The 26,070-nt window shown below is 46.8% G+C and carries 28 protein-coding genes; 14 read left to right on the top strand and 14 right to left on the bottom strand.

Annotated elements, in window-relative coordinates; all coding sequences use genetic code 11:
- Positions 1-78: 78 nt before the first annotated feature.
- Both hppD and N5E87_RS12665 read right to left on the bottom strand, forming a co-directional pair.
- On the bottom strand, positions 79-1,119 hold the full coding sequence (hppD, locus tag N5E87_RS12670) for a 4-hydroxyphenylpyruvate dioxygenase (protein ID WP_037425350.1): 1,041 nt from the start codon (positions 1,117-1,119) through the stop codon (positions 79-81).
- Positions 1,120-1,234: 115 nt separating this feature from the next.
- Positions 1,235-2,395: a homogentisate 1,2-dioxygenase gene (locus N5E87_RS12665; protein WP_086904393.1), complete on the bottom strand. Its 1,161-nt coding sequence runs from the start codon at positions 2,393-2,395 to the stop codon at positions 1,235-1,237.
- A 216-nt stretch (positions 2,396-2,611) separates the two neighbouring features.
- Between N5E87_RS12665 and N5E87_RS12660 the strand changes: the two genes are divergently transcribed.
- Together N5E87_RS12660 and N5E87_RS12655 are read left to right on the top strand one after the other, a co-directional pair.
- Positions 2,612-3,526, top strand: a complete 915-nt coding sequence (locus tag N5E87_RS12660) for a LysR family transcriptional regulator (protein WP_086904392.1) — start codon at positions 2,612-2,614, stop codon at positions 3,524-3,526.
- A 148-nt stretch (positions 3,527-3,674) separates the two neighbouring features.
- Positions 3,675-4,469, top strand: coding sequence for a TIGR00266 family protein (locus N5E87_RS12655; protein ID WP_086904391.1), 795 nt, complete (start codon positions 3,675-3,677; stop codon positions 4,467-4,469).
- 66 nt (positions 4,470-4,535) lie between these two features.
- On the opposite strand, the gene N5E87_RS12650 is transcribed toward N5E87_RS12655, so the two are convergent.
- Positions 4,536-4,868: a hypothetical protein gene (locus N5E87_RS12650; RefSeq protein ID WP_011623049.1), complete on the bottom strand. Its 333-nt coding sequence runs from the start codon at positions 4,866-4,868 to the stop codon at positions 4,536-4,538.
- 80 nt (positions 4,869-4,948) lie between these two features.
- Positions 4,949-5,410 carry an EVE domain-containing protein gene (locus N5E87_RS12645; protein ID WP_011623048.1) on the bottom strand — a complete coding sequence of 154 codons (462 nt, stop codon included), beginning with the start codon at positions 5,408-5,410 and terminating at the stop codon, positions 4,949-4,951.
- 315 nt (positions 5,411-5,725) lie between these two features.
- Here N5E87_RS12645 and N5E87_RS12640 point away from each other — a divergent pair, with 315 nt between their 5' ends.
- Together N5E87_RS12640 and N5E87_RS12635 are read left to right on the top strand one after the other, a co-directional pair.
- Positions 5,726-6,091 (top strand): DUF6508 domain-containing protein, encoded by a 366-nt coding sequence (locus N5E87_RS12640; RefSeq protein WP_086904390.1) that lies wholly within the window; start codon positions 5,726-5,728, stop codon positions 6,089-6,091.
- A gap of 128 nt (positions 6,092-6,219) precedes the next feature.
- Positions 6,220-7,932, top strand: a complete 1,713-nt coding sequence (locus tag N5E87_RS12635; protein ID WP_086904389.1) for an AMP-binding protein — start codon at positions 6,220-6,222, stop codon at positions 7,930-7,932.
- A 230-nt stretch (positions 7,933-8,162) separates the two neighbouring features.
- Here N5E87_RS12635 and N5E87_RS12630 read toward each other — a convergent pair whose 3' ends face one another.
- Positions 8,163-8,429: a PGPGW domain-containing protein gene (locus tag N5E87_RS12630; protein ID WP_086904388.1), complete on the bottom strand. Its 267-nt coding sequence runs from the start codon at positions 8,427-8,429 to the stop codon at positions 8,163-8,165.
- A gap of 264 nt (positions 8,430-8,693) precedes the next feature.
- On the opposite strand from N5E87_RS12630, the gene N5E87_RS12625 reads away from it, so the two are divergent.
- The 3 genes from N5E87_RS12625 (at position 8,694) to N5E87_RS12615 (ending at position 11,447) form a co-directional block, all read left to right on the top strand.
- Positions 8,694-9,446, top strand: a complete 753-nt coding sequence (locus N5E87_RS12625; RefSeq protein ID WP_086904387.1) for an ABC transporter substrate-binding protein — start codon at positions 8,694-8,696, stop codon at positions 9,444-9,446.
- 106 nt (positions 9,447-9,552) lie between these two features.
- Complete coding sequence (locus tag N5E87_RS12620) at positions 9,553-10,578, top strand: M14 family metallopeptidase (RefSeq protein ID WP_086904386.1); 1,026 nt, start codon at positions 9,553-9,555, stop codon at positions 10,576-10,578.
- The gene (locus N5E87_RS12615; protein ID WP_086904385.1) at positions 10,578-11,447 is read left to right on the top strand and encodes an alpha/beta hydrolase; all 870 of its coding nucleotides are present in this window, start codon (positions 10,578-10,580) and stop codon (positions 11,445-11,447) included. Before N5E87_RS12620 ends, N5E87_RS12615 begins: the two co-directional genes overlap by 1 nt.
- Before the next feature lie 62 nt (positions 11,448-11,509).
- Here the strand turns inward: N5E87_RS12615 and N5E87_RS12610 are convergent, their stop codons facing one another.
- Positions 11,510-11,917: a YccF domain-containing protein gene (locus N5E87_RS12610; RefSeq protein ID WP_011626453.1), complete on the bottom strand. Its 408-nt coding sequence runs from the start codon at positions 11,915-11,917 to the stop codon at positions 11,510-11,512.
- 284 nt (positions 11,918-12,201) lie between these two features.
- Between N5E87_RS12610 and N5E87_RS12605 the strand changes: the two genes are divergently transcribed.
- On the top strand, positions 12,202-13,149 hold the full coding sequence (locus tag N5E87_RS12605) for a 1-aminocyclopropane-1-carboxylate deaminase/D-cysteine desulfhydrase (RefSeq protein WP_086904401.1): 948 nt from the start codon (positions 12,202-12,204) through the stop codon (positions 13,147-13,149).
- Positions 13,150-13,152: 3 nt separating this feature from the next.
- Here the strand turns inward: N5E87_RS12605 and N5E87_RS12600 are convergent, their stop codons facing one another.
- The 5 genes from N5E87_RS12600 to N5E87_RS12580 all read right to left on the bottom strand — a co-directional run bounded on the left by N5E87_RS12600 (position 13,153) and on the right by N5E87_RS12580 (position 16,429).
- Positions 13,153-13,413 (bottom strand): hypothetical protein, encoded by a 261-nt coding sequence (locus tag N5E87_RS12600; protein ID WP_011717391.1) that lies wholly within the window; start codon positions 13,411-13,413, stop codon positions 13,153-13,155.
- A 277-nt stretch (positions 13,414-13,690) separates the two neighbouring features.
- Positions 13,691-13,864, bottom strand: a complete 174-nt coding sequence (locus tag N5E87_RS12595; protein WP_023265706.1) for a hypothetical protein — start codon at positions 13,862-13,864, stop codon at positions 13,691-13,693.
- A 534-nt stretch (positions 13,865-14,398) separates the two neighbouring features.
- Complete coding sequence (locus N5E87_RS12590; RefSeq protein WP_086904384.1) at positions 14,399-15,094, bottom strand: ChrR family anti-sigma-E factor; 696 nt, start codon at positions 15,092-15,094, stop codon at positions 14,399-14,401.
- Positions 15,087-15,755 (bottom strand): sigma-70 family RNA polymerase sigma factor, encoded by a 669-nt coding sequence (locus N5E87_RS12585; protein ID WP_164717867.1) that lies wholly within the window; start codon positions 15,753-15,755, stop codon positions 15,087-15,089. The genes N5E87_RS12590 and N5E87_RS12585 overlap by 8 nt, the downstream gene beginning before the upstream one ends.
- Before the next feature lie 116 nt (positions 15,756-15,871).
- Positions 15,872-16,429 carry an LON peptidase substrate-binding domain-containing protein gene (locus N5E87_RS12580; protein WP_086904383.1) on the bottom strand — a complete coding sequence of 186 codons (558 nt, stop codon included), beginning with the start codon at positions 16,427-16,429 and terminating at the stop codon, positions 15,872-15,874.
- A 96-nt stretch (positions 16,430-16,525) separates the two neighbouring features.
- Between N5E87_RS12580 and N5E87_RS12575 the strand changes: the two genes are divergently transcribed.
- Together N5E87_RS12575 and N5E87_RS12570 are read left to right on the top strand one after the other, a co-directional pair.
- Entirely contained in the window at positions 16,526-17,140 is a 615-nt protein-coding gene (locus N5E87_RS12575) for a class I SAM-dependent methyltransferase (RefSeq protein WP_086904382.1), read from the top strand.
- 201 nt (positions 17,141-17,341) lie between these two features.
- Positions 17,342-18,286 (top strand): chemotaxis protein CheV, encoded by a 945-nt coding sequence (locus tag N5E87_RS12570; protein ID WP_011717385.1) that lies wholly within the window; start codon positions 17,342-17,344, stop codon positions 18,284-18,286.
- Between the two features lie 185 nt (positions 18,287-18,471).
- On the opposite strand, the gene N5E87_RS12565 is transcribed toward N5E87_RS12570, so the two are convergent.
- Together N5E87_RS12565 and N5E87_RS12560 are read right to left on the bottom strand one after the other, a co-directional pair.
- A complete protein-coding gene (locus N5E87_RS12565) occupies positions 18,472-19,113 on the bottom strand; it encodes a hypothetical protein (RefSeq protein WP_086904381.1) in 642 nt (213 codons plus the stop codon).
- Between the two features lie 57 nt (positions 19,114-19,170).
- The gene (locus tag N5E87_RS12560) at positions 19,171-19,530 is read right to left on the bottom strand and encodes a DUF2750 domain-containing protein (protein ID WP_011072081.1); all 360 of its coding nucleotides are present in this window, start codon (positions 19,528-19,530) and stop codon (positions 19,171-19,173) included.
- 406 nt (positions 19,531-19,936) lie between these two features.
- Here N5E87_RS12560 and N5E87_RS12555 point away from each other — a divergent pair, with 406 nt between their 5' ends.
- The 3 genes from N5E87_RS12555 to N5E87_RS12545 all read left to right on the top strand — a co-directional run bounded on the left by N5E87_RS12555 (position 19,937) and on the right by N5E87_RS12545 (position 23,303).
- Positions 19,937-21,229, top strand: a complete 1,293-nt coding sequence (locus tag N5E87_RS12555) for a lytic murein transglycosylase (protein ID WP_232015299.1) — start codon at positions 19,937-19,939, stop codon at positions 21,227-21,229.
- A 208-nt stretch (positions 21,230-21,437) separates the two neighbouring features.
- A complete protein-coding gene (locus N5E87_RS12550; RefSeq protein WP_109285728.1) occupies positions 21,438-21,926 on the top strand; it encodes a peptidylprolyl isomerase in 489 nt (162 codons plus the stop codon).
- Between the two features lie 148 nt (positions 21,927-22,074).
- Positions 22,075-23,303 (top strand): IS3-like element ISShes2 family transposase gene (locus N5E87_RS12545; RefSeq protein ID WP_279775352.1). Its coding sequence is split into 2 segments (ribosomal slippage): positions 22,075-22,426 and positions 22,426-23,303, totalling 1,230 coding nucleotides; the frame shifts between segments, so codons are not numbered across the junction.
- A gap of 212 nt (positions 23,304-23,515) precedes the next feature.
- On the opposite strand, the gene N5E87_RS12540 is transcribed toward N5E87_RS12545, so the two are convergent.
- Positions 23,516-25,444, bottom strand: coding sequence for a M1 family metallopeptidase (locus N5E87_RS12540; RefSeq protein ID WP_126511505.1), 1,929 nt, complete (start codon positions 25,442-25,444; stop codon positions 23,516-23,518).
- Between the two features lie 386 nt (positions 25,445-25,830).
- Here N5E87_RS12540 and N5E87_RS12535 point away from each other — a divergent pair, with 386 nt between their 5' ends.
- Positions 25,831-26,058: a DUF3389 domain-containing protein gene (locus N5E87_RS12535; RefSeq protein WP_086904880.1), complete on the top strand. Its 228-nt coding sequence runs from the start codon at positions 25,831-25,833 to the stop codon at positions 26,056-26,058.
- Positions 26,059-26,070 lie beyond the last annotated feature (12 nt).

Genomic DNA, 26,070 nt, shown 5'->3' with positions numbered 1-26,070 from the left:
AAACAACGGGTCACTATAGGGCATAAAAAAACGGTACGCAGTGCGTACCGTTTTTTCTTATAACATTTATGGCTGCGATTACAGTACGCCGCGGCGCATTTGATCGCGTTCAATAGATTGGAACAGGGCAGTAAAGTTACCTTCACCAAAACCTAAGTTGTTCTTACGTTGAATGATTTCGATAAAGATTGGGCCGAACAGGTTCTTAGTGAAGATCTGCAATAAATAGCCTGATTCGTCACCGTCCACCAGAATTTGGTGATGCTTGATACGTTCACGGTTTTCGGTCACTTGCGGGACTTTATCGAAAATGGTGTCGTAATATTCGGGAATAATATCCAAGCATTGAATCGAGCTACCTTCCATTGCATCCAGAGATTTAACGATATCGCGGCTTCTAAAGGCTAAGTGTTGTACACCTGGACCATTGTATTCCTTCAGGTATTCATCGATTTGGTTCTTATCGTTGCCTTTACCTTCGTTAATCGGAATACAGAAACTGCCATCGGGTGAACGCAGGGCGTAGGACACCAGTGCGGTTTGTACGCCGCTGATGTCGAAGTAACGTACTTCAGTAAACCCAAAGATGTTTTTGTAGAAGTTCGCCCAATGCTCCATGGTGCCTTTATAGACGTTATTGGTTAAGTGATCGACTTCGATAAAGCCTTTCTCTTGGGTGATGACTTGCTCGCTTAAGTCTTCAAAGTCAGTGGCATAGATATTGTTGTCGGCACCAAAGGTGTCGATAAAATAAATTAAGCTATCGCCAATACCATAAATCGCCGGATAGGGCAGATCTTTAGCCGAATCATCGGCCGCTTTGGCGCCGCGCTCCACCGCTACGCGGTGAGCAAAGCTTGCATCTTCCACACGCCAGCCCATAGAGCAAATAGCAGGACCGTGGGATTTGGCAAATTCTGCCGAAAACCCTTCGCGCTCCTTATTGAGCAGGAAGTTAATATCATTTTGTTTATAGTACAAAATATCTTTATTCTTGGCTTTTTTCAGCAGTGAAAAACCAAAATCGATAAACACTTTGTGCATAAAATCGCTGTCGGGGCTGGCGAATTCGGTAAATTCGATACCGAGTAGGCCCAATGGATTAAGTTCGCTTGCCATGATCTGTTCCTCTTGATTAATTCAACACGCAGTCACTCTTTTTGCCTTGTTTACGGTGGTGACTTACGGCTAGTTGCTTAGTTAATAAACCCTTCACTAGTTCTGCTGTGCAGATTTAGTTTTCTAGCCAGGAGCGGTTGTAGTCTTTACTCATGCAATTTTGCACATGTTCGGTTAGTTTCAGTGGGGCGAAGGTGTCCACCATCACTGCATATTCATAGGTTTCTTTTTTGCCAATCGAGGCTTCGGTGCGGCCGGGCTGCGGGCCGTGCGCTACGCCTTTTTGGTGTAGGGTGATGTAGCCAGCTTCAATCCCGGTGCGGCTCATAAAGTCGCCATCAACGTAGTACAGCACTTCGTCACTATCGATGTTGTTGTGGTAGTAAGGCGCGGGAATGGCGCGCTCGTGGAAATCGTAGGGGCGCGGCACAAAGTTACACACCACAAAGTTGTGGGCGGTAAACACTAAGTGATCTGAAGGGGGTAAGTGAATTTTGCCGACCTTTGGCGCGTATTCGGTGATGTTAAATGCCCAAGGGTAAACACAACCGTCCCAACCTACAAGGTCAAAGGGATGCCATTCTAGCGTTGTCAGTTGGTACTTATCGCCAAATTTACACACCAGCGGGAAGGCGCCGCGTTCAACTACGGCATCTTGCAATACGGGCGTGCGTAGATCGCGCTCACAGTAGGGCGCTGATTCGAGTAACTGGCCGTATTCATTACGGAAATGCTTAGGCACTTCCACCATTGAAAAGGCTTCAATTACAAACAAACGTACATTGTTGTAATCGTTAAATTTGAGCTGATGTGTGGTGCCGCGTGGGATCACTAAGTAGTCCCATTTTTTAATCTCTAGGGTGCCATATTCACTGTAGAGCGTGCCTTCACCTTCGTGTACAAACACTACTTCATCGGCGTAGGCATTACGGTAAAACTCCGGCGTGTCTTGGGTGACTTTTGCGGTGTAAAGGGCCACATCATTGTTATAGAAGATTTTGTTGCGGGCGCTAAAGAAGTTGCCTTCACGATCGGCTGTACGCGAATCCAGTTTATAGTTTTGGACTAATGAATCTTCCCATTGGGCACCGTGACCGAGGTGGTAGGGCGCGACTTCAAATGCCTTCGTCGGCATATTGTGGTGATATTTATTCGAGTAAATATTGGAAAAACCATAGGTTGAAAACAGCTCCTCACGGTATAGCTCGCCGTTTTCCTTCTCAAATGCGATATGGCGCTTATGGGGTACTTGGCCTTGTTTCACATAAAATGGCATGGTGGATCCTTGAGTTTTATGCGCTGTGAGCTGTGCCTACAGTGCTTATTGTTATGTTGCAAGTTGCATTACTGTGATCTTCTTATCAATTTAGTTGCTTAGATGAACAAAAAAAAGAATAATAAATCTGTCATCTCAATCTAAAAAATAGATGGTATTAACTACTTTACGCTTCGTAGCGATTGCGTGACATTTTTATTCGGCTAAGGAGTCCCCATGCGCATCGATATTGATGCTTTTAATGTGCTGCAAGTGCTGGTGGAAGAGGGTAGTTTTGCTAAGGCTGCCGAGCGTTTGCATAAGGCGCAATCGGCGGTGAGCTATCAGGTTAAAAAGCTAGAGGAACATTTAGGTGTGCAGCTTTTTAGCCGTGACCAATACCGCGCCGAATTAACAAGTGAAGGGCGGGTGATCTTGGCTGAAGGTCAAAGATTGCTGCAACACCTTGCCAATATTGAACATCTAGCCAGTCGTTTTAGTGAAGGTTGGGAACCTAAGCTTGAGTTAGTGATCGATGGCGCCTTGCCGATGGAGCCGATTATGACGGCGCTGAAACGAATGGCTGAGCATCAAATCCCGACAAAAATTCAGCTTAATATGGAGTTTTTGGGTGGTGTGCAGCACAGATTCGAGCGTGACAATGCAGATCTGATGTTGGTTAAAGACTACCGCACAGGCCCCTATTATCACCCACAGCCACTCCCTGCGATAACCAGTGTACTGGTGACGAGTGCTTTACATCCCTTAGCTCAACAAAAACACATCAGTTTGCCCGAGTTACAGCAGCACGTTGAGTTGACTATCGAAGATTCCTCTCCCAATAAAACCTATCGAGATGAGCTGCAATTCGGCGGCGATAAAGTGTTTTATCTTTCTGGTTTTATTATGAAAAAGAATGCGTTATTAAAAGGACTCGGCTTTGGCTGGCTGCCAGACTTTTTAGTGCAAGAGGAACTTTTGAGCGGTGAGTTGGTGGAGGTCGACTTTGTCGGTGGCAGTCGTTATACCTTTATCCCCCAATTAGTGTCGACCCTTGAGCGGCCCCTAGGGCGTGCGGGTAAGCTATTTACGGAGTTGATTTTAGAGGAATTTGCTAAAGCAGAGCAGTTTAATGGCGTTGGATTAGGATAAACCTCATATTACGAAATGATTTGAAACAACGAGAACAATAAAAATAATCGCCTTTTGACATTTTATGTCATAAAGTAACTCACAGAAGTGGGCGATGTGGATGTAGTACGCCCAGTCAATAAGGACCGACAGAATAAAGGGGAATCGTATGTCTAGACGTTGTCATGAAGTGGATTATGAAATCATCGGCCACAGTATGCAGTTGGTTGAGGTAGAACTTGATCCCAACGAAACCGTAATAGCCGAAGCGGGGGCAATGAATTATCTGGAGCAGGACATTAGCTTCGAGGCTAAGATGGGCGATGGCTCCGAGCCAGAGTCAGGCTTTTTTGGCAAATTAATGGGTGCGGGTAAGCGGGCGTTGAGTGGGGAGAGCATCTTTATGACGCACTTTACGAACCTCGGACATCAAAAACGCAAAGTCGCCTTTGCCGCGCCTTATCCTGGTACGATTTTGGCGATAGATCTCGCCCAATATGGTGGCGAGCTGGTTTGTCAGAAAGACAGTTTTCTTGCCGCCGCACTCGGAACTCGCGTTAGCATGAAGTTTAACCGCCGCTTAGGTACAGGCTTTTTTGGTGGTGAAGGGTTTATTTTGCAGAGTTTACAAGGCGATGGCATGGCGTTTATCCATGCGGGTGGCACGCTGATTAAAAAGGAACTAAAAGGTGAGACCTTAAGGGTCGATACCGGTTGTCTCGTCGGTTTTACCCCAGGCATTGACTATGATATTGAGCGTGCAGGCTCATTAAAATCGATGTTTTTTGGTGGCGAGGGGTTATTTTTAGCGACCTTAAAGGGCCATGGCACGGTATGGTTGCAGAGCCTGCCGTTCTCGCGGATGGCCGATCGTATTATTGCTCACGCCCCTTCTGCTGGCGGTAGCGACCGCGGTGAAGGTTCAGTCCTCGGCGGACTTGGCCGCATGCTCGACGGGCGTTAACCCTAAAAGCAAAATGCGCACACTTAACGGGTTAAGTGTGCGCAGGAAGCTGTTTGTAAATTCAGATCAATAGGTGACCACATTGATGATATCGAGGATCTTACGGCTCTTTTCATCGAGCTTGATGATGGAGCCTTCGACTTCAATGCTGATTCTGCCGTCTCTGTCTATGGGGACGACAACGCGGCCGCGGTCATAAATATCGTAATCTAGGATATCGCCACGACGCAGTTTTTTCTGCCATCCAGGGGGAAGAGGCTGCCCCTTGTCGACTTTCTTTTGTAGTCCAGGGGGCAGATCTTTGTCCTTCTTATCATTATCGTGCTTTGCAAAAGCCGCTATCGGGGCGACCAGACTGAGTACGACTCCACCTATCAGTGTTGCTGTTAATTTATTCATACTAGCTCCCTTAGGGAATAATGAGGTTGTTGTGTGTCACTCTAGTTTAGCTTAAATGAACTTTAGCTGAATATCTGCCCTTAGCGGGCGAGCATAAGCACGGCTTGCCATTGTTCTTCGGTAACAGGTTGAATGCTCAGCCTAGAACCTTTAGAGACTAAGTACATATCGGCCAGTTGCGGCAAACTTTTGATCAAACTTAAGGGGATGATTTCCTTAAATTGTTTGACGAAACGAATATCTACCCTTAACCATCGTGGCTGCTGTGGATCGGACTTAGGATCAAAATACTTTGATTCGGGGTCAAAGGCCGAGCTGTCAGGATAGGCATTGGTCACGACTTCGGCAATGCCGACGATGCCGGGGACTTTGCAACTTGAGTGGTAAAAGAAGACTTGATCGCCAATTTGCATCGCATCTCGCATAAAGTTACGTGCTTGGTAGTTACGGATCCCAAACCAGGCTTCGGTTTGATTAGGGCAAGCCTTAAGATCGTCGATACTAAATTCGTCGGGTTCCGATTTCATAAGCCAGTAGTTCATCTTTTATCCTTTACTGAAATAGCCGTCTCATCGCGTTAATGCGTTGAGTTTATCCTAGTTTTTGTTTGCCTCACAGTTAACCGTTCTCTGATCCCCTGACGTTAAGCATTATCCGGCGCGTTAAGTCAGTGTTCAGTTAACCCAGCTTACTCTGTCGTCACTATCGAGTCTGGTATGCCTTATGCAGTTGGTGCTATGACGCCGCAAATCGATGCAAAGTTGGCAGCTTTAGGTCCCAATCCAAGCTTTATTTCAATACCCGACTTCTTATATGAGTGATGTTGAAACAGTGAGGTGTGTTATGAAACTTCAGCAATGACCACAGACAGTGGCCTATACACTAAATACCTTAAAGATTTTACCGCAGGGGATGTGAGCCTGCACCGCGAACGCATGTTGGAATTCATCAGCGATTTAACCACTCAGGGCTGGTTACTGGCTAATTTCACCTGGGATTACTGGTATAACAACAGTTACTTAGTCGATAAACCCGCTTATATCCGTGATGCCAGTGTCGCTCAATGCCGCCTGTTATTAACCGCGATGACTCGCCTCGAAGTGTTCAGCCCTGGGGTGTTAGAGAATATGCGTCGCCAAGGGGTATTGCTGGCGATTATGGAACGTTTACAGCGTTTAGAGGTTTTAACCACTGATAAACAGGTGGCGTTTATTAGCCGTTAATTCAGGTTTTCGAGTAACAGAATATCCTTACTCTTTAGTCTAATACCGTGCTTTTTTACTTGTGAGATGTTCCGAGGATTGGTTAGTTTGGACCATGCTAACCATAATAAAAAAGCACGGAGGCCTTAATGTCTGTTTCAACGACTCAAGCAACAAACCCACTTAAATACAGTGAGTTCCGGGGTCCTAATTCCCCGGAGCTTGTTGAAAAAACCATAGGACAGTACCTTAACGATATCGCTAACACTTATCCCGAACAGTTAGCCGTTGTCGTGAATCATCAAGATATCCGTTGGAATTACCGCCAATACCTTGCACAAATCGATGCCTTGGCCACAGGCTTACTCAAACTGGGCATAGGTCCAGGGGATCGCGTGGGCATTTGGTCGCCCAATAATATTGAGTGGTGTCTAACCCAATTCGCCACCGCCAAAATTGGCGCCATCATGGTGTGCATCAACCCCGCTTATCGCCCTGAAGAATTACAATATGCCTTGACTAACGTGGGTTGTAGGGCGGTGATTTGCGCCGATAAATTCAAGTCCAGTAACTATTTACAGATGCTATATGAGTTAGCGCCAGAGCTTAAGGTGTGCGCCGCAGGGCAATTACAGGCCAAAGCGTTGCCCGAGTTACAATTTGTGATCCGCATGGGGGCGGAGCAGTCTCCCGGCATGTTGAACTTTGATGATTTATTGCTTGAGGTGACGGCCGATGACAAGGCGGCGCTCGAGCAAATCGCCGAATCACTTAGCCCTTATGACGCCATTAATATTCAATTTACCTCTGGCACCACTGGTAGCCCAAAGGGGGCGACCTTATCGCACCACAACATCCTGAATAATGGCTACTTAGTGGCCGAGGCGATGAAGTTTACCTGTGAAGATAAGCTCTGTATTCCAGTGCCTTTATACCATTGTTTTGGCATGGTGCTGGGTAACCTTGTGTGCCTTGCTAAGGGCGCCGCGGCGGTCTTTCCTGGGGATTCCTTCGATCCGCTGACCACCCTAGAGGTGGTTGAGCGTGAACGCTGCACCGCTCTGCACGGTGTACCCACCATGTTTATTGCCGAGTTAGAGCACCCCGAATTTAAACGCTTTGACTTAAGCTCGCTGCGTACCGGTGTTATGGCGGGAGCGACTTGCCCAGAAGAAGTGATGCGCCGGGTACAAAACCTGATGTATATGCAGGAAGTGTTAATTGGGTATGGGCAAACCGAGTGCAGCCCGCTGAACCACATTACTGAAATCGACTCACCAGTTGAGAAACGTGTGCTTACCGTTGGCCGTGCTTTACCCCATACCGAAGTGAAAATCGTCGATGAATTTGGTGAAGTGCTGCCAATCAATACGCCCGGTGAAGTCTGTAGCCGTGGCTATTGCATCATGCAGTGTTACTGGAATGATCCCGAAAAAACGGCGGCAACTATCGACAGTGAAGGCTGGCTACATTCTGGCGATATTGGGCAAATGGATGAGCAAGGTTATGTGCAAATCGTTGGCCGTATTAAAGATATGATTATTCGCGGTGGCGAGAATATCTATCCCCGTGAAATTGAAGAGAAACTCTATACTCATAAAGATGTGCAAGATGCAGCAGTGTTTGGGGTTCATAGTGATAAATATGGTGAGGAAGTGTGCGCGTGGATCAAGATTCGCAGTGGCGCCACGATTTCAGAGGAGGATATTCGTCATTTCCTCACCGAAAAGTTCGCCTATTTTAAAGTACCTCGCTACATCAAGTTTGTGGAGCAATACCCCATGACTGTCACGGGCAAAATCCAGAAATTTAAAATGCGTGAGCTGATGTATCAAGAGTTATATGAGGATATTAATGCCTAGGGCGTGATTACGTTTTGAGATGAAATCCTTAGGGCAGCGTTTAGCTAGCGTTTCTGCAGCGTTATCATCCGTTTATGTAGAATCACTACACAGCACGGACTCTGTCTTTCATAAATGTCAGCCATATCGCTGCAAAAATCCCCCTAAAACATCATTACGCCCAAGGGCATATTAAGATAAATCAACCCAAGTTCGAGAGCTTGGGTTGATGTTTAGGTGGAGACTCAAGATTATCGGCGGTGGCGCCGAATTTGATTGTCGAGCCAAGCCGCACTCTTACTTAATTGTCGCTGGCTTAGGCGCAGCCAACGTTTTGCCCAAGGATACTGGGTACTCAAGAGGGTTAGTCCTATCAGGATAAAGAGCAGTCCCGGTCCGGGTAAGAGTAAAAATATCCCTCCGACTAAGGTAAAACATGCTCCTATCACGGTAATGACGGTTTGAGTCATCGCGGGATGCATAAAATTCAACTTACTGTCTTTGAAAGAAATTGGCATATCGCGTCCCCCATGTTGACCTCATCAGGTTGGCCTCATCTTCCACTTTAGCCGCAAGAATGACGAGCAGTGAATATCGATGCAAATTCAGTCTACTCCTATCATTTCTGCTTAAGCTAGGTTCCCGCCTGTTAAATATGTAACAAATATTCACTGTACCTTGAGGGATGGCTGATTATACTGAAAAGAGTTTAACCGATGAGCATGTGATGAATTGTTTGTTTTTCAATCTATTAAAACAGATGATCCTTTGAGGGAGGTGTTATGATCCGCTGGTGCCCACTGATGCTCTGTTGCCTTGTCACTATGGCCAATGGAGCATTTGCCGACACGCTTAAGCTCACCTCATTACTCTGGCCGCCTTATTCCGGTCAGCAGTTGGCACAACAGGGGGCAAGTGTCGCGGTCGCTCAAGCCGCCTTCGAACGCATGGAGCAACAACTTGTTGTCGATTTTTATCCTTGGAGCCGAGCGATAAAATTGGCTGCCATGCCCAGCTCCGATTACATTGGCTATTTTCCAGAATATTATTTTGAAACGGACAAATTTGTTTTTTCAAAACCAATAGGGATCAGCCCATTAGGCATTGTTGAGCAAAAATCTCATCCCATTAGCTGGCATTATTTAGCCGATTTGAACCGTTATACCTTAGGGGTTGTGAAGGACTATGTGAATACCGACTCGCTGGATTTGATGATTGCTTCTGGTACGCAGCCCGTCGAGGCCGTGACCTCCGATGAACAAAACATCAAGAAAGTGGCAGCTGGTCGCATCGATGGCGCAGTGATTGATGTCAACGTACTCTATTTCCTGTTAAAGCAGCCTCATTTGCAGCCATTGGCGGATAAATTACAGGTGAATAAACAACTGCTTGCCAATAAACAGCTCTATGTTGCGTTTCGTAATACTGAGGAGGGGCGCCATTGGCGGGATGTTTTCGACCAGGGCTTAGCTCAACTGGATATTGAAAGCATTATGGGGGAGTTGCTTTTTCAGGAGGAAGTCACACGCCACTAAAGTGAGCTTGGCTTTGGCTTAATCTATTGTCATAAATTTGTCGTGGTTCGCCATTAATATCGTCCTAAGGCTATGAGTCTATGCTCATTTCACTTTCTAGGATGATATGAATAACATTCCCTTCGAGTTAGATACACTATCACAACTCATTGATACTCATCATCTTAAGCTAAAATATCAAATTCTTGCGGACATCCCATTTCGGCATCAACATTTTCCGCTCTACAGCGTCGAGTTAGGCGTGACCGAACGCCCATGTCCGACCGTATTATTCGTTGGTGGCGTGCATGGGGTGGAGCGGATTGGCTCCCAGGTGATTTTAGCTTTGCTTAACAGCCTGTTGCAGCGCCTTGCGTGGGACAAACACCTACAACAGTTATTAACGGACATCCGCTTAGCCTTTGTCCCTGTGGTGAATCCCGTCGGGTTACTGCTGGGCTGTCGCGGTAATGGCAATCAGGTCGACTTGATGCGCAACGCGCCGATAGAGTCCCGGGAAAAAGTGTCTTTTATGGTTGGAGGGCAGCGGCTCTCTTCCAAGCTGCCTTGGTTTCGTGGCCTTGGCGGCATGGAGCTTGAAACTGCCGGATTGGTGGCTTATGTGCAACAACTGCTTAGACAAAGCACCAGTCTTATTTCCCTCGATGCGCATTCTGGCTTTGGTTTGACGGATCATATCTGGTTTCCCTATGCCCACACGCGTGCATCCTTTGAAAATGCCCACTTCATTTATCACTTAAAACAGTTATTTGAGGCGAGCTATCCCCATCATGGTCATTATCGGCTTGCACCCCAGAGCCAGTTTTATCGCACCCATGGTGATATTTGGGATTACTTATACCGCCAGCATCATACCCAGGATCCTCAAGCCAATATTCCATTCTTACCTTTGACCTTAGAGATGGGCTCATGGGCATGGATTAAGAAAAATCCAAGGCAAATATTCAATTTTGCGGGCTTCTTTAATCCGCAAAAAACACACAGGCACCACAGGATTTTACGCCGGCACACCGTTCTGATGCAGTTCTTGATGGAGGCGGCGTACGCACGGGAGTTAGAAGGACTGACGCCCGAACATCTCACACAACTGGCGCAGAGTGCGCAGCAGTTTTGGTATCGGGAGCGTTTTTGATGACAACGTGGGTATTACTCAGGGGCTTAATGCGCGATCAACGCCATTGGAATGGCTTTGATCAGAGATTAAGGCAAAGGGGCTGCACCGTTTTTACCCCTGACTTGCCTGGCAATGGGATCCTCACTCACCAAGTCAGCCCTTTAACTATCCCTGAATATGCCAGCTCGATATGGCAACAATTGGATGAGCATTTAGCGGGACAAGCCTTTTATCTGCTGGGCTTATCAATGGGCGGCATGCTCGCCATGGAAATGGCTAAGCAGCGCCCCGAGCAGATAAAACACGCATTTGTGCTGAATAGTAGCGCGGCTAACTTATCGCCTTGGTATCAGCGATTTAATGGATTAAATGCCCTGAGTGCTTGGCTCAAACGTTGCCGTGGTCGACAGCTTAATCCTATCGAATCGACGATAGTGCGCTTAACCAGCTATCGCCATCGGCGCGATATCGCCTTGATTGCACGTTGGAGCCAATATCGCCACGAGTCGACACCGCATTTTAGCAATGCGTGTCGTCAGTTGTGGGCGGCGTTTCGTTATCGCTGCCCAGCGTTTTTGCCTGTTCCAGTCAGTATTTTATCGGGTGATCGTGATGCCTTAGTGAATATTCAAACCAGTAAGGCATTAGCACAACATTTTAACGTCGACTTAGTTGTCTTGGCCTATTGTGGTCATGACATCACCATAGATGCGCCAGCCAAACTGGCGCATTATCTATTCGAAATGATAAGTCTAGAACAAGGGGAAGTGAGTGAGCCATTTGCTGATTACACTGATTTACTCGATGAAGAAAGGGACTATCACGAAGCAAGATTAGTGCAATCACTGACTAACTATTTATCAGCACTACCCAGTGATGCAGAGTAGTGCTGAGTGATCCGACTTAGGCTTTAGCTACTGTGATTATTAGGCTTTCGCTACTGTGGTTATTACGCTTTCGCTACTATGGTTTGCCCAATCGGTGTCAGGCTTAATAGCGCCAGCTTGATATGTTGGATCCCAAAGGGGATACCAATAATCGTCACAAAGCAGGCGAGGGCATGGGCCAAATGGCCTATGGCCAACCAAATTCCAAACAGCAAGAACCAAATAATATTGCCCACCATGCCAAAGGCGCCTGTGCCTAAATCTTCACGTCCGGTTAAGTGACGACGATTCATTTGCTCTTGTCCAAAGGGCCAGAAAGTCAACTCGCCAATGACAAAGCAGGCGCGGCCGAAGGGAATACCGATAATACTGATAAAACACAAAATCCCCGCGAGCCACCAGGCGAGTCCCATCACAAATCCACCAAGGACAAACCAAGCAATATTGAAAATTAACCGTAAAAGTGACATTGAATACTCCTTAACTCATTTTAAATCTGTGTTGGAATTACCTTGGCCAACACACAGAATCATTAATTGATACTTAAATGGAGTAAGCGAGAATTGTGCCAAAATATTTTTCCTTATTTATCAGTGGAATATTTATCTTGGCGACGGTATGGCGTTGTAAAAAATGCTAGATTTTCGCGAAAATGCTTAATAATTACGGACGATGTAGGCAAGCTCGCGGTACACTAACGGCCTTGTTTCCTTCGAGTGTATCTATGTTAGCCAAAAGCCTGCTGACTCAGCGTCTGCTCTCTGACAGTCCTGTAGAGTCTTTTTCCTTTGCCGGACGCGAGATATTTCTCAAACGAGACGATTTATTGCATCCTGCGTTTAGTGGCAATAAAGCGCGTAAGTTTGCCTATTTTCTAGACCATGATTTTGCTGACGTGACTAAGCTGATTGGTTATGGCTCCGCGCAGGCTAACTCGTTGTATTCACTGTCGGCGCTCGCCAAGCTGAAGGGCTGGCAGTGCGATTTTTATGTGGATCATATTGCCAGCCATATCCGCACCTTGCCGACGGGCAATTATGCCGCTGCCATCGCCAATGGTACGCGTGTCATTGATTTATCAAGCCTGATTGCAACCAATCCTTTTCTCCACCGTGAGCCTAATTGGACTTGCAATGACTTTATTGAGCAGCAAGTCTTGCCGGCTGAGCCTAACGCTTTGTTTATTCCCGAAGGCGGGCGCTGCCTGTATGCGCAATATGGCGTCAGTCAGTTAGCCACCGAAATAGCTGCTTGGGCCGAGTCACAGCAAATTTCCGATCTCAAGGTGTTTTTACCTGCAGGTACAGGAACAACGGCACTCTTTTTAAATCAGTATTTTGTGCGTCAGCAATTGAATATTCGCGTGCTTACCTGCGCCGTTGTCGGCGGCGATGAGTATTTAACGCAGCAGTTTTATGAGTTAAATCCCAACTCTGCTGAACATCCACAGATTTTGAATGTGGGGAAGAAATACCATTTTGGGAAACTCTATCCTGAGTTTTATGCCATGTGGCAACGACTCTGTGCCAGCGGTGTGCAATTTGAATTACTCTACGATCCCTTAGGCTTTATTGTGTTAGAGGATTATTTACGGCGCGAGCAACATGCCTCCATCCTCTATATTCATCAGGGGGGGCTATTAGGAAATCAAACCATGTTGCCAAGATATAGACGAAAATACGGTGAGGGCGATGCAGGATAGCGTTTAGCCAACTAACTTATTACGTTTTAATATTTTGTGGGTGCGTGTGGCTATCTTTTCAAGATGTTTAAGATCTTTCAATCCCGGCGTATCGGTTGAATATTGCCAATAGCTTATTTCAGCATCCAACATTTCCAGCATTTTTTTAGAACAGCCTAAACACTCACCTTGGCACATTTGTGCTTCATCTAAGTTGAGCGGAATAACCTGTTTAATCTGGGTTATTAAGGTCAGCATAGCCGTTTTAGTATCGGGTTTTGACATAGAAAATACATTCACAAATTGTGTGAGTGATTATATTAGCAGGGGCAAATACTGATTAATTTGATCTAGATTATCGGAATACACATTTGGTTCGGCACGTATCTGTGTGAGCTAGATACCGCCTGAACCAAACGAGTTCGTCATTCGACGTAAAGGGATAGCAAATCGTGATATTGGGCTATCTATTTCGGTCATTAGGCTTCGGTATGGCGAGGAAAATGGGAACCGAATAAACCTAAACACCGTTTTTGGTACTCTAAGGAGTATACAATCAGACTTATTTATTTGCCGACAATAGCCATTTCATAAAGTTTAAGGCTTCGGTACGCTTTGAAAAAGTCTGCTTGTTTTTACCTTGTCTATCGGTAAAAGCAATGGATGTTTTGTTAACTGAAATAGAGTCTACAGGGAAGTTCACTGTGATTTCATGTCCGTTAATTTTGTATGACATAGGCCACACTCCTTTTAATTCAATTCACCCTTAGGTGAGTAAGTTGTAACAATAAAATATCCTTAGCATAATTGCGAAAGATGATACCAATGAGTCTTGAGGTTACCCATTCCATGATCATTAATCAAGAGATGCCTTATTGATAACTAATGCATATCAGCGATTATGTCAATGGAATATCTCAATTAGCCCAGTTGACCATAGCAAAGTGACAATACTATGACATGGGTTTAATTAAATAGTTCACTGTTTTTGAGTCGATGCAGAAAATCACTAACTCATTATTTTTGTGGGACTTACTTGTAGTAGGCTTTCTTCGTGAGGATCGTGTTTGTCATTGCTTACGCGAATGTACAAACCGATATAAAAAGGATAACGACAAGATACTTCTCAAAACGGCGGGCAGTATAACAGCAAAATTCCCGATGGCAAGTTTATTTTTTACTCAGCGGGAAAAAGGCTTGTTGGTATTTTGTTGTAAATTTGCGTTTATCGGTTATTCACTCTGCCAGCTTATTTTAAATGTCAGCGAGATTAATAAATCAGCTCACCAATGGGATTCAATAATTTACTGAGCCCTTTGGTAAAATATAACGGCGCATCTAAAACTGTGTAGCAGAGGCAGCCTGACTGGGTCTTAGGTGAATGATGTGTGTTGCCATCTAAGATGATGAAATCGCCGGGAACATACTGCCCGTTGAGGTCCGAAAATTCCCCCGCCAGTAATAGGGTCAGCTCGTATCCCTTATGGGTGTGCTGCGGGATTTCACCTAAGGCGTCGATATGCAATAGGCTGGCGCGGGTATGGCTTTCATCCACATCGAAACGCATTCGGCTGACTTTACCAATCTGCTGCCATGGATGAGCAATATGTTGGCGAAATACTGTCGGGATCTCATAGCGAACATGCTTATGATTAAGGGAAACCGTCGCTTTGGCGGGATAGTCGCTTTCAGCTGGCGTTGCTTCGGGCAAGTCCATAATATGCGACAACATTTGCTGCCAAGCGTCGTCTTGTGCTGAATCGGTTTCGTTGATTAAAGCTTGTTCAGTGATGTTGCTCGGCGCTAAAAAGGCCTGTTCTGCAGCTTGTTCAGTAAAGCGGCTAACTTGCGATTGGCATTCGTGGCAAAGGGCACAATGGGCCGCAATGGCAATTGACATAGACAACGGCAGCTCGCCTTGAGCATGGGCTAACAGCAAATCGGTATGGGGATGATGTTTAATCATGTTGCGTCTCCAAAAAGCTTTTCAGCTTTTCTAACCCCAATCTGAGTCGCGATTTTATCGTACCAATCGGGACTTTTAAGGCATCGGCTAATTCTTGTTGCGTGAGTTCTTGCATATAGATCCCTTGAACCACTTGGCGTTGAGGCAGGGGCAAAGCATCTAAGTGCGCGAGTAGCTTGGCGGTGAGTTTATGATCTGGGCCGCCTTCTAGACTGACGGCCACATCGTAAATAGGCCAAATATCATCTCCGAAGGCATCTTCACGGTTATGTTGGATGCGCCTAAGCATGTCGAAACACTGGTTGCGCATAATGGTAAATACCCAAGTCGCCACCGAGCCTTTGTCGGCATTGTACAAATGGGCTTTGGTCCACACTAAGGACATGGTTTCTTGCACCAGATCCATGGCCAGCCCTTGCTGATTTAAGCGTTGCAGACCGAATGCACGAATTTTGGGCATAAAATGGCTGAACAATTCTGCAAAGGCGGCTTTATCCCGTTGATTTGCGACTCTTATAATGGCGCGCGTCAAAGGATCCGCATCTGTGATTGGCTCATTAGCAGTTGAAATAGTGCTATCGTTTTCCATAGCCATATCGATAGGGGATGATAACTGCCTATCATAGCGATTTTGCGCTAAATGTGATTGAAAATTATCCATTATTGAGCTCTTTACTTAAGGTTCAATCCAGTCTGAACATCACAAAAGATGGTACGTCAGGGCCGACATTCGATAAGCATACAGAGCAATACGTGGCGCGCGGGAAGTTGGATCACTCAAGCGGATTGAATGACAGTATGTAATAAATCCTGTGTCAGTTGATGATCTAACGCATTGATGCAAGAGTATTTCTCTGCTGCTTGCACCGGCAGGATTTCTAACCAGCGTTGGCACACCCAAGCGATATCTTCAAATTGTTCCACCTGATAATGTTGCAGGTGCTGCGGGAACTCCTTAAGAATGTTTTGCAGCATCTCACTCAAGTAACGCTCATCGTCTTCAATCGGTGTACTCGGCCAATTATCGATAAGCTTCACCTCGGCGCGTTTTAATCCGTCCGACTCTATGCTGATATCGCCGAATGTGAAGCGTTGTTTTCCTTGAATGCTGATTCCGAGCATTCCATCGGGTAAGGTTTCAAAATCGATGATATGCACCAGCGTGCCGATGGGATAAAGGGTTTTGCCATCTTCCGATGTCATACACAGGCCAAAGCCATCCGCCGATTTTAGCGATTCAGCGACTAAGCGTTTATACCTAGGTTCAAAAATGCGCAACTGAGTATATCCCTCTGGTAATAAACAGATTGGCAAAGGAAAAAGAGGTAATTTCATAGTGGCCTCAAGTGAACTTATGTCTATATCATTACGTACCATATACAGAATTTGATCAGTGTACCAAGCAATAACCGATTCATTTAAGGGGATGAGATGAAGTTAAATCCATTCGAGAAAAAGTTAGTCCAGCATCCGCTGCGTTTTTGGTTGCAAAACCATGTTGAAGCGCCATTACTGACTTCTATGATGCCCAAACCCCTTCCTTATCTACGTCACGCTCTCGAAATTGGTTGTGGTTTTGGTAACGGAGTTCAGCTGATCCGCGATCATTTTGGGGCCGAGCAAGTGACGGCCGTCGATCTTGATCCTGAGATGGTCGCAGCTGCTAAAGCGCGCTGGCATGATTCACCCCATGGGTTAAGTCAATTGGCATTCAGTGTTGCCGATGCTACTGCATTGCCTTTTGCAAATGCCCAGTTTGATGTGGTGTTCAATTTCGCCGTGTTTCACCATATTCCCGATTGGCAAACGGCTGTTGCCGAGGTGGCAAGGGTGCTAAAACCCAAGGGTTACTTTGTGGTGGAAGATTTATACCGCGCCGCCATTTGCAATCCCTTGAGTCGACGGTTGTTTGAGCATCCACAACAGAATCGATTTAACCATCAAGAATGGTTAACAGGACTGCGCCAAGGGGGATTTGAGATCCTCTGCCAGAGAAATCTTCTCAATCTTTCGGGCATGCTGTTGGCCCAAAAACGCATGGCATAAAGGGGATAAATTGCGGCGATAGCCGTAAGCGAATCATTTATTTATTGGGGCGCTTGCGAAGGATAAAGGATTGCCGAGTGATTGTAATTTTTAGATAAAATCGACTTATCGCATGGTTCTCATGGTGAGTTTACCGCTATAATTTAGCTTAATCCGTCACTGGTGAGGAAAGCTGTTCCTCCAACGTAGAGAAGTCGCATTATGGCAAACGTGCTTGCAACCGTAGATCAACGAACCAAACTCGTCGGTGAAAATCGGCTCGAACTGCTGCTGTTTCGAATTAACTCTACCCAGTTATTTGCGATTAACGTCTTTAAAGTCAAAGAAGTCGTCAAGTTACCGCCATTAAATTCTATGCCCGGTAGTCATCCCCATATTTTTGGGGTGGCGAATATTCGCGGCATGTCGATTCCCGTGATTGATTTGCGTTCGGCTATCGGTTTTAAGCCTGTGCCTCCGGGAGATGATGCCAATATGATCATCACCGAATATAACCGCAGTGTGCAGGGCTTCTTAGTCGGTAAGGTCGAGCACATTATCAACATGACCTGGAGCGATATTATGCCGCCGCCTAAAACGGCTGGGCGAAATAATTACCTCACGGCCATTACTCGCATCGAATATCAAGGCCAGTCGCAACTGGTGTCGATTATCGATGTCGAGAAAGTATTAGCGGAAATCGTCCATTACGATATTCGTCTCTCCGAAGGGGTGTTAGATGAGAGCCTGTTAGACAAGATGCCCGGTAAGAAGGTGTTGATTGTCGATGACTCTTCAACCGCAAGGCGCCAAGTGCGCGAGACCTTAGGCCAACTCGGGATTGAAATCATCGAAGCCTCAGATGGCTTGCAGGCATTGCATTTACTGCAAAAATGGCGCGATGAAGGCAAGAATGTCGCCCAAGAGCTTTTGATGATGATAACCGATGCCGAAATGCCGGAGATGGACGGCTACAAACTGACCTATGAAGTGCGTAACGATAAGGCCATGTCGGACTTATTTATCACCTTAAATACTTCACTCAGTGGCAGCTTTAATAATGCAATGGTCGAAAAGGTAGGCTGCGACAGGTTTATTTCTAAGTTCCAGCCCGACTTGTTGGTAGAAGTGGTGCAGGACAGATTAAAACAAGTTATTGGCAAATAACGCCACTGATTTAACCGATTGTTCAATAACAGGGTTGAAACCCATAGGCCGCCCTAGCAACCTGCGATTGGCGGCCTCGTTATTTTAGCGCTCGATTTGAGTATTTTACTTGTGACTTGTGACTTGTACTAGTGGTCGTAACTCGGGCTATTTGCTGTGATATAGACGATTTACCGCGATACGGTTTATTGGCTGAGTTCGGCTTTAACATCGGCAAGGACTTGGCGCTTCATCTCTTTGGCGGCGGCGATATGGATCCGCGCAAGCCTAAGGGCGTAGTTAAATCTCTGCCTGCCGACAAATCGGATAAGCTCGGCAAAAAATACTGGATCCAAGCAGAATTGTTGGCTGTAGTAGTGAATCGCCGCGGGTAAAGAGGTGTAAGTTACCCCATCAAACTCAAAGCGGGTACTGTCTAACTGGCATTCGAGTTCGACCCCTTCAAGTTGTATCGGCCAGCCCGGATAGTTAATCCTGTCGCGGGCAATTTGATACATCATCCAAGCGCTTTTTTTAAAACCTTCAAATACTTTGCAGGAAAATTCAGACTCGGCGAGCTCTTCCTCCGTCCAATTAATCCCAATGGCTAAGTGCTTGGCATAAATGCTCATTAGGGCATCTTTAACCGCCACACGGCAATCCCAGATAGAGGTTAAGGTATGTTTTTGGGCCAATTTTAAGCATTCAGCGCAGCAAGGGACGGCTAATGCTGGGTGGGGCGTGTGTGACTCTGCTTGATAATCCAATCGGTCTTTGCAGGGCTCGCCGCAAAACCAACAGAGGTGACGTTTATCGAAGGGAATGTCGATACAAGGGAAAGCGGACATCAAGAGCTTAATACCTCAGCCCTTGATGCCTTAAACATGCTGTTTGGGTTGATGGAATTAAACCTCTTCAACATCAACTAAATCTTTCGCCAGAACGATAGGATCTAACTCTAAGCAGTCTTCATCGCTTTGCCAATCAACACCAATCAACACGCCATCATCGTTAAGATCCGATACCCAGTACTCGAGGAATTCTTCGAGGCTAATGGCCACCGCTTGGTAATCTTTCCATTCTTCGGTGCAGTGAGACTTCGCCTGCGCTTCACTCGACCATAAAGGCATAACATCAGTGTCTTCGAACTCGCCCGAGTCACAAACGACCCAGCCTTCGCCAGTTTCATCCATCAAACCCCAGAGTGTTTGATGTTCTTTTACGTTTTCGATAAAGCCAGCCAACGCCGCGTTGATTTCAGTCATGATAGGTCTCTTTGAAGTATGCTGTTAACTTGCCCATTATACGGCAACGGATAGATAGTCCAAGGGATTCTTTGCTAAGATTTTTTCGCTGTTGGTTAACTGAGCAATAAGTGAATTTATCTGGCGATTGGTGGTGATAAGCATTGTGTTAGCGGGCGCTATGGGTCAGGATGTGCCGAGCAGAGGCACCGATAATGTTTACTGATTGTTGGTGAGTATCTGGCTCGATTTTCTGGGGGAGAAAATAGTTTCGTGGATGTTTAGCCGTTGCCCTGTTTGTTGTCCCATCAACACAGCGGCAACCTGTTTATGGCTAAATATCGTATCTCTCTTGGCTTGGGGTTATTCACCTCTTGCCTCGCTCAGCTAAGATAAACTCTTAGCACTGACTGTAGGAGTAATTGATTTGATCAAACTGAAAGGAATGTCCTATCTTGCCGCCAGTATCGCCGCGTGTGTGAGCTTAAGTGCGTGCTCGAGCGCGCCAACCTCGAGCGGTAATAGTCAAACCGCGATCGCCGAGACGCAGGCCGCCGTGCAAGAAATGCCACTCAGTGACACCATCGCCGTCCATGCCGCGGCATTTCCGACCTGTGTGGCTAACCTACAGGAGCGCGCACGTACCGAAGGCTTATCCGAAGTCACCATCCAAGACACAGTTGCTAGTTTGCAGTTTGTGCCTAAAGTGATTGAGCTTGACCAAGCTCAGCCCGAATTTAGCCAAACCTTCAACAATTATTTTACTAAGCGGGCGACCGATTGGCGGGTGAATGAAGGCCGCCGTTTACTGAAAAAACACCGCGCGCTGCTCGATAAATTGGCGCAGGAATACGGTGTGCCACCACAATATATTCTGTCTTTCTGGGGACTTGAGACTAACTACGGTTCCTACAAAGGCAAAATGTCCGTGTTAGATTCTCTTGCTACCTTGGCCTGTGAGCCGCGTCGCAGTGGCTATTTTACGACTGAACTGATGCAAGCGCTTAAGTTAAAAGAAAAATACGGCTTTGATAAGAGCACTATGGTGGGCTCTTGGGCCGGCGCCATGGGGCACACCCAGTTTATGCCCTCGGCCTATGCAAAATATGCCATCGATGGGGATGGCGACGGTAAGGCCGATTTGTGGAATAGCACCGAAGATGCACTCACCTCGGCGGCGAACTTTTTGCAACACTTAGGCTGGCAACGCAATGAGCGTTGGGGGCGTGAAGTGATATTGCCGCGTAATTTCAGCTATGAAAACCTTGGCGCCAAACAGGCGCAGCCACTATCCCAATGGGCGGCGCAATCCGTAGTGCAAAGTAATGGTCAGCCTTTACCCGCTATCGATATGAAGGCGGCGCTGTATTTACCCTCGGGTCATACTGGTCCCGCGTTTTTAGGCTATGAAAACTTCAATGTGATCATGCGTTGGAACCGCTCTGAATTTTACGCCATTACCGTTGGTCATTTGGCCGATAGAATTAATGGCGGCGAACCATTAAAAGTGGCGCCGCCCGAGCAGCCACGTTTGAGTCGCGAGCAAATCAAACAGTTACAAACCAAGCTGAATGAATCAGGCTTCGATGTCGGTAAACCCGATGGCGTACTTGGGCGTAACTCTTCGGCGGGGATCCAAGCATTCCAGCGCAGTAAGAATATGATTGCTGACGGTTTTCCAAGCCCTGAAGTCTTTAGCGCATTGGGGATTTCACTCTAAAGTCTTTACGTAGTGTCGTACTGCCTGCGAATATTGCCACAAGTGGCATGTGGTTTACTCAACCCATGCCACTTCAGGTGTGGGGCTTACAGATCCGCAGCCGCTTAAGCTTTGGTGATGTATCGCAGGGATAAAACAGTGGAGTGCAAAGGCCAGTTTTGTTAAGCTCGGCCGACATTTGAAATCGAAGCAAATCAAAGGATATTCGATGAGCATTAAAGACGATATGGTTGTGCAGTTTAACTACACTCTGCGCGACGAAAAAGGCGAAGTGATCGAGACGAACGAAGGTCGCGAGCCGATTGCTTACTTACACGGCCATGACAACATGATGCCAGGTGTTGAGAATGCGATTAATGGTAAAGCAATTGGTGAAAAGTTCACTGTTACTCTGCCATGCACTGAAACCTATGGTCAACGTATCGAAGGTGAAGCGGCGCAGCAACGTGTGTCTGTGAAGCACCTGTTAGGCGCTAACGTGTGGAAGCCAGGCATGACGGCTGTGGTTCACACTGATCAGGGTCAACGTCAAGTGACTATCGTCAAAGTGGGTAAGTTTATGGCGACTGTGGATGTTAACCATCCATTAGCGGGCCGTGACTTAACCTTCGATATCGAAGTGGTTGGTGCCCGTGATGCGACCGATGAAGAAATCGCCCACGGTCATGCCCACGGTGTAGGCGGTCACCACCACTAATCTGTGTGGTTCTCCCATCAATACTCTGCTACAGCAGGGGGCTCGGGAGTAATGACCAGATAAGTAACCAAAAGCCCAAACCTAGGTTTGGGCTTTTTTGTGCACTATGTCCCGTCCTGAAATACGTTGACATAAAGAGGATTTCTTTATGACAACATTAATTAACTCAAGCCGTAAGCGCACACAACGAGATTACACCTTAGCCTTTAAATTAGGCGTTGTAGAGCGTGTTGAAAAAGGCGAAATGACGTACAAACAAGCCCAAGCCCATTTTGGTATTCAAGGCCGTTCAACGGTACTCGTCTGGCTTAGAAAACATGGTAGACTCGATTGGTCGAAACCTTTTCAGCATCCCCTTATGACTAAGTCAAAAGAAACACCTGCCGAAACGATCAAGCGCCTTGAACGTGAGTTAGCAGAAGAGAAACTGCGTAACCAAATCCTCAATGGCATGGTTGATATCATGGACAATGAATATGGAGCAGGCCTCAGAAAAAAGTACTTATCCGGTACGTCTGGCAAGCAAAAGGCAACGGAGAAATAAACCTCGCTGCCGCATGTCGTGCTGCGGGTATGTCGAGGCAAGGTATTTATCAGGCAGTTGCTCGAATGGAAAGTCGTAGAGCTGAGCTATCGGTTATCAAAGACTGGGTCCAGTACTGGCGTAAATATATGCCAAGGTTAGGGGCCCGTAAGCTCTACACGTTGATAAAATCCAAGCTGGTTGAGCACGATATTAAGCTCGGGCGAGATGGGTTCTTTACCTATTTGAGAAGTGAAGGTTTACTGGTTAAACCGAAGAAAAGCTACACAAAAACCACGTTCAGCAAACACTGGATGAAGAAGCATCCTAATCTGCTGAAAGAGGAGGGACTGCACGATGCAGGGCATGTACTGGTCAGCGATATCACCTATCTTGAGTCAGACCAAGGTGTGCACTACCTGTCACTGATCACCGATGCCAGTTCTCGTAAAATAGTCGGTCATCACGTGAGTAAAGACATGAAAGCCGAGAGTGTGGTGAAAGCGTTAAAAATGGCCATCAAAGATAAGCGCTATATCGGCAACGCGGTGCATCACTCAGACAGAGGCTTACAGTACTGCTCAGCCGTTTATCAGAATGCGCTTCAGGCGAGCCAAATCCAGCCGTCAATGACGGATGGTTATGATTGCTACCAAAATGCATTAGCAGAAAGAGTAAATGGCATACTGAAGCAGGAGTTTTTACTGCACCGATGTAGGACATTTGCGGAGCTGAAGATACTTGTTAGAGAATCGATAGCAATATACAACAATATGAGACCGCATCTGAGCTTGAATATGGACTCCCCTAATCAGGTGCACAATAGAAAAGGCCAGCTACTGGAGCTGGCCTAAAAACTGTCAACCTATCTTAGGACGAGACACTAATACTTTGGTTTGCAATCCATGTTTGTAATCAAAGTCTCGCAACCACAGTTTCGTAATCAAAATCTCTCAATCAAGGTCGTGGCTTTTGTGTATAGGATTCACCGCTAAACTTATGCCCACTTTTCGTGGCGAGGCTTGAGCACAGGCTATCCTGCACCCAATCCCAACAAGCGACTCACTTAATGGACATGCTCCATCGGTTTATCACTAAACATCATATCGAGACTCGCTTGGGTCTGTGGGTGGTAACCACTGCGGGCCGCCAAGTAAACGGTTTTTGCCCAGTCATAGTGCTCGCTGCTCGCCAGTTTTTGATACAAAGGCACAATCAGTCTGCGGCGGCCAATATCGGTTAAATGTTGTTTCAGTGCCGGTAAGACACTGTAGTAACCGTTATCGAGGGCGAGGGCATACCAAGCAAAGGCGATTTCATTATTGTGGGTGCCAGTAAAATGAAAGGCCTTATCTAACTCGGCTAATTGCTGCTCAGTGAGATTTAGCCTCGGCATTTCATTAATAAAGCGTAGCCATTGATGCACTGTCCAGCCCTGAGTGTTCAGAGCGCTGGCGTCACGTTTGCCTTCTAACCATGCTTGGCGCTGGGCATCGATATCATCGAAGGCGTGTGAGTTGGGTGGCACTAAAAAGCTGGGTAAACCTTGTCCCTCCACCCAAGTATCCACTTCGGACTCGCTGACGATATTGGGATATTTTTGCAATAACTGCTGCGTGAGGTAATTGCGGAACTGCTCCGTGGTAATGCTTTGAAACGCAAAGTGATCGAAGTAGCTTTTCACAAAGGTGTCGAACCGCTCACGGCCAAATTTTTGCTCGAGGAAGCGCAAAAATAATTGTCCTTTCACATAGGGGACGCCGCTAAAGGCATCGTCGGGATCGCGCTCGCCTAAGTCAATGTGCAGTACAGAATCACTGGCGGGCAACTCGGCTAATTCGGCCAATAGCTCAGAGTAACCAATGGTTTGCTCCATCAGGGCGCGGTCGCGGCCATAGAGATCTTCCATAATGCGGTTTTCCACATAAGTGGTAAAACCTTCGTTAAGCCAGAGATCGCGCCAGGTGGCGTTAGTAACTAAATTGCCCGACCAAGAATGGGCCAACTCGTGGGCGATTAAACTCACTAGGCTTTTATCTCCCGCGATGACTGTGGGAGTAATAAAGGATAATCGCGGATTTTCCATCCCGCCGAAGGGAAAACTTGGCGGAAGGATCAGTAAATCGTATCTACCCCAACGGTAATCGCCGTAGCGTTTGGCGGCGATGGCAATCATCTCCGGCGTATCGGCAAATTCTTTGCTGGCCTTGGCAAGCATTTCGGGCTCGGCCCAAATGCCAGAGGTGTCGTCTAAGGCGGCAAATTGCAGGTGACCCGCGGCAATGGCAATCAAGTAAGCTGGAATCGCCTGCGGCATAGTGAATTGGGTTTGCGTTGCAGACACGCTCTCTCGGTCGGCACTCATCACGACACTAATGCCTTGCTTGGCTGTGACGGTGGCGCTGTAAGTTTGGCGCACTGCGGGCGTATCTTGCAGCGGGATCCAGCTTCTGGCATGGATGGCTTGGCTCTGACTAAACATAAATGGCCATTGCTTACCTTGGGTTTGCTCTGGAGTAAGCCATTGAATGCCTGATGGATTATTGGATGTATGGTAATTAACTTTGACTTTGGCGACTCGCTCTTGAGGCAGATTGATGGTGAGTGCGGCGCCTTTGACCTTATCGGTCGCACCTAAACTAAAGGGCACGGATTGCCATTGGCCATTTGCATTTAACATGCTGACACTGTTAATCGTCAGGTCACGGGTATCGAGCACGAGTAGTTTTCCGGCCTGATGCCAATCCAGCTCGAGAATCGCATCCCCCGCGAGTTGCTGCTGCGCAAAATCTACCTTTAATGCCAATGCGATGTGATGAATGCTCACTTGCTGGTAATTGGCAAAGGTCAGCTCATCGGTGACAGAGTGCATTTGGCTTGCAGTGGTGCTTGCCAGGCTGGTATTCGGTAAGGTATTGGCCGCATTGGCATACTGTACTAATGGCAGCAGCATTAAGAGTGCGCTGCTAATGAGGGTACGACGGGATAAAAACATATAACCACCCAGTGTTGTGATTCTTGTTATGGTGTAAAACGCGTTAGCCGTGAGCGGGCTGTCATCGCTGATGCGGGATTTTACTCGAACTGCTCTGGTTTGGGGCAATTTAGCTGACACTAAAATGTAATTAAACTTTATCTAGACTCTCGGATTGCCTTGCTAAAACGCAGGGTTAACAGCCTATGCCGAGTGCGCAGGACTTGAGGTAAGCGCACTCAATACCGAGCGATGTAGATTTGCTGTCGATGTGTAAATCTAAGCTTTTTCAACCTATGGCGTGTCTGTCATCAGCGGTAATGCGAGTTTAAAAGTTCATCCTTAGCGATATAACTTTGCTATTATGGCGCGTTTTAAGAGTGGTTCATCACGAGAGCGGAATTGCTATGCTAGTGGAATTTTCTCAGGGTAAGTTGATTGCCACTGAATTTGAAGTGCAGATCCGGCTGAACATGGCCAATGTGGTGCTTCAAGCCGCGGCCGAAGACATCAGCCTTAGGCTGGAGCCGCCGATGATCATCGCCAATGGCGGCGGCGTGCGTTGGAGCATTAAATTAGATAACACCAACCAGCTCGACGCATTGCAAGCCCACCTTGGTATTGATTATCTGTAAAACGCTCGCAGG

The organism is Shewanella sp. GD03713, assembly GCF_029843705.1.
Lineage (GTDB): Bacteria > Pseudomonadota > Gammaproteobacteria > Enterobacterales > Shewanellaceae > Shewanella.
This window is presented reverse-complemented; position numbering and strand designations above follow the sequence as displayed.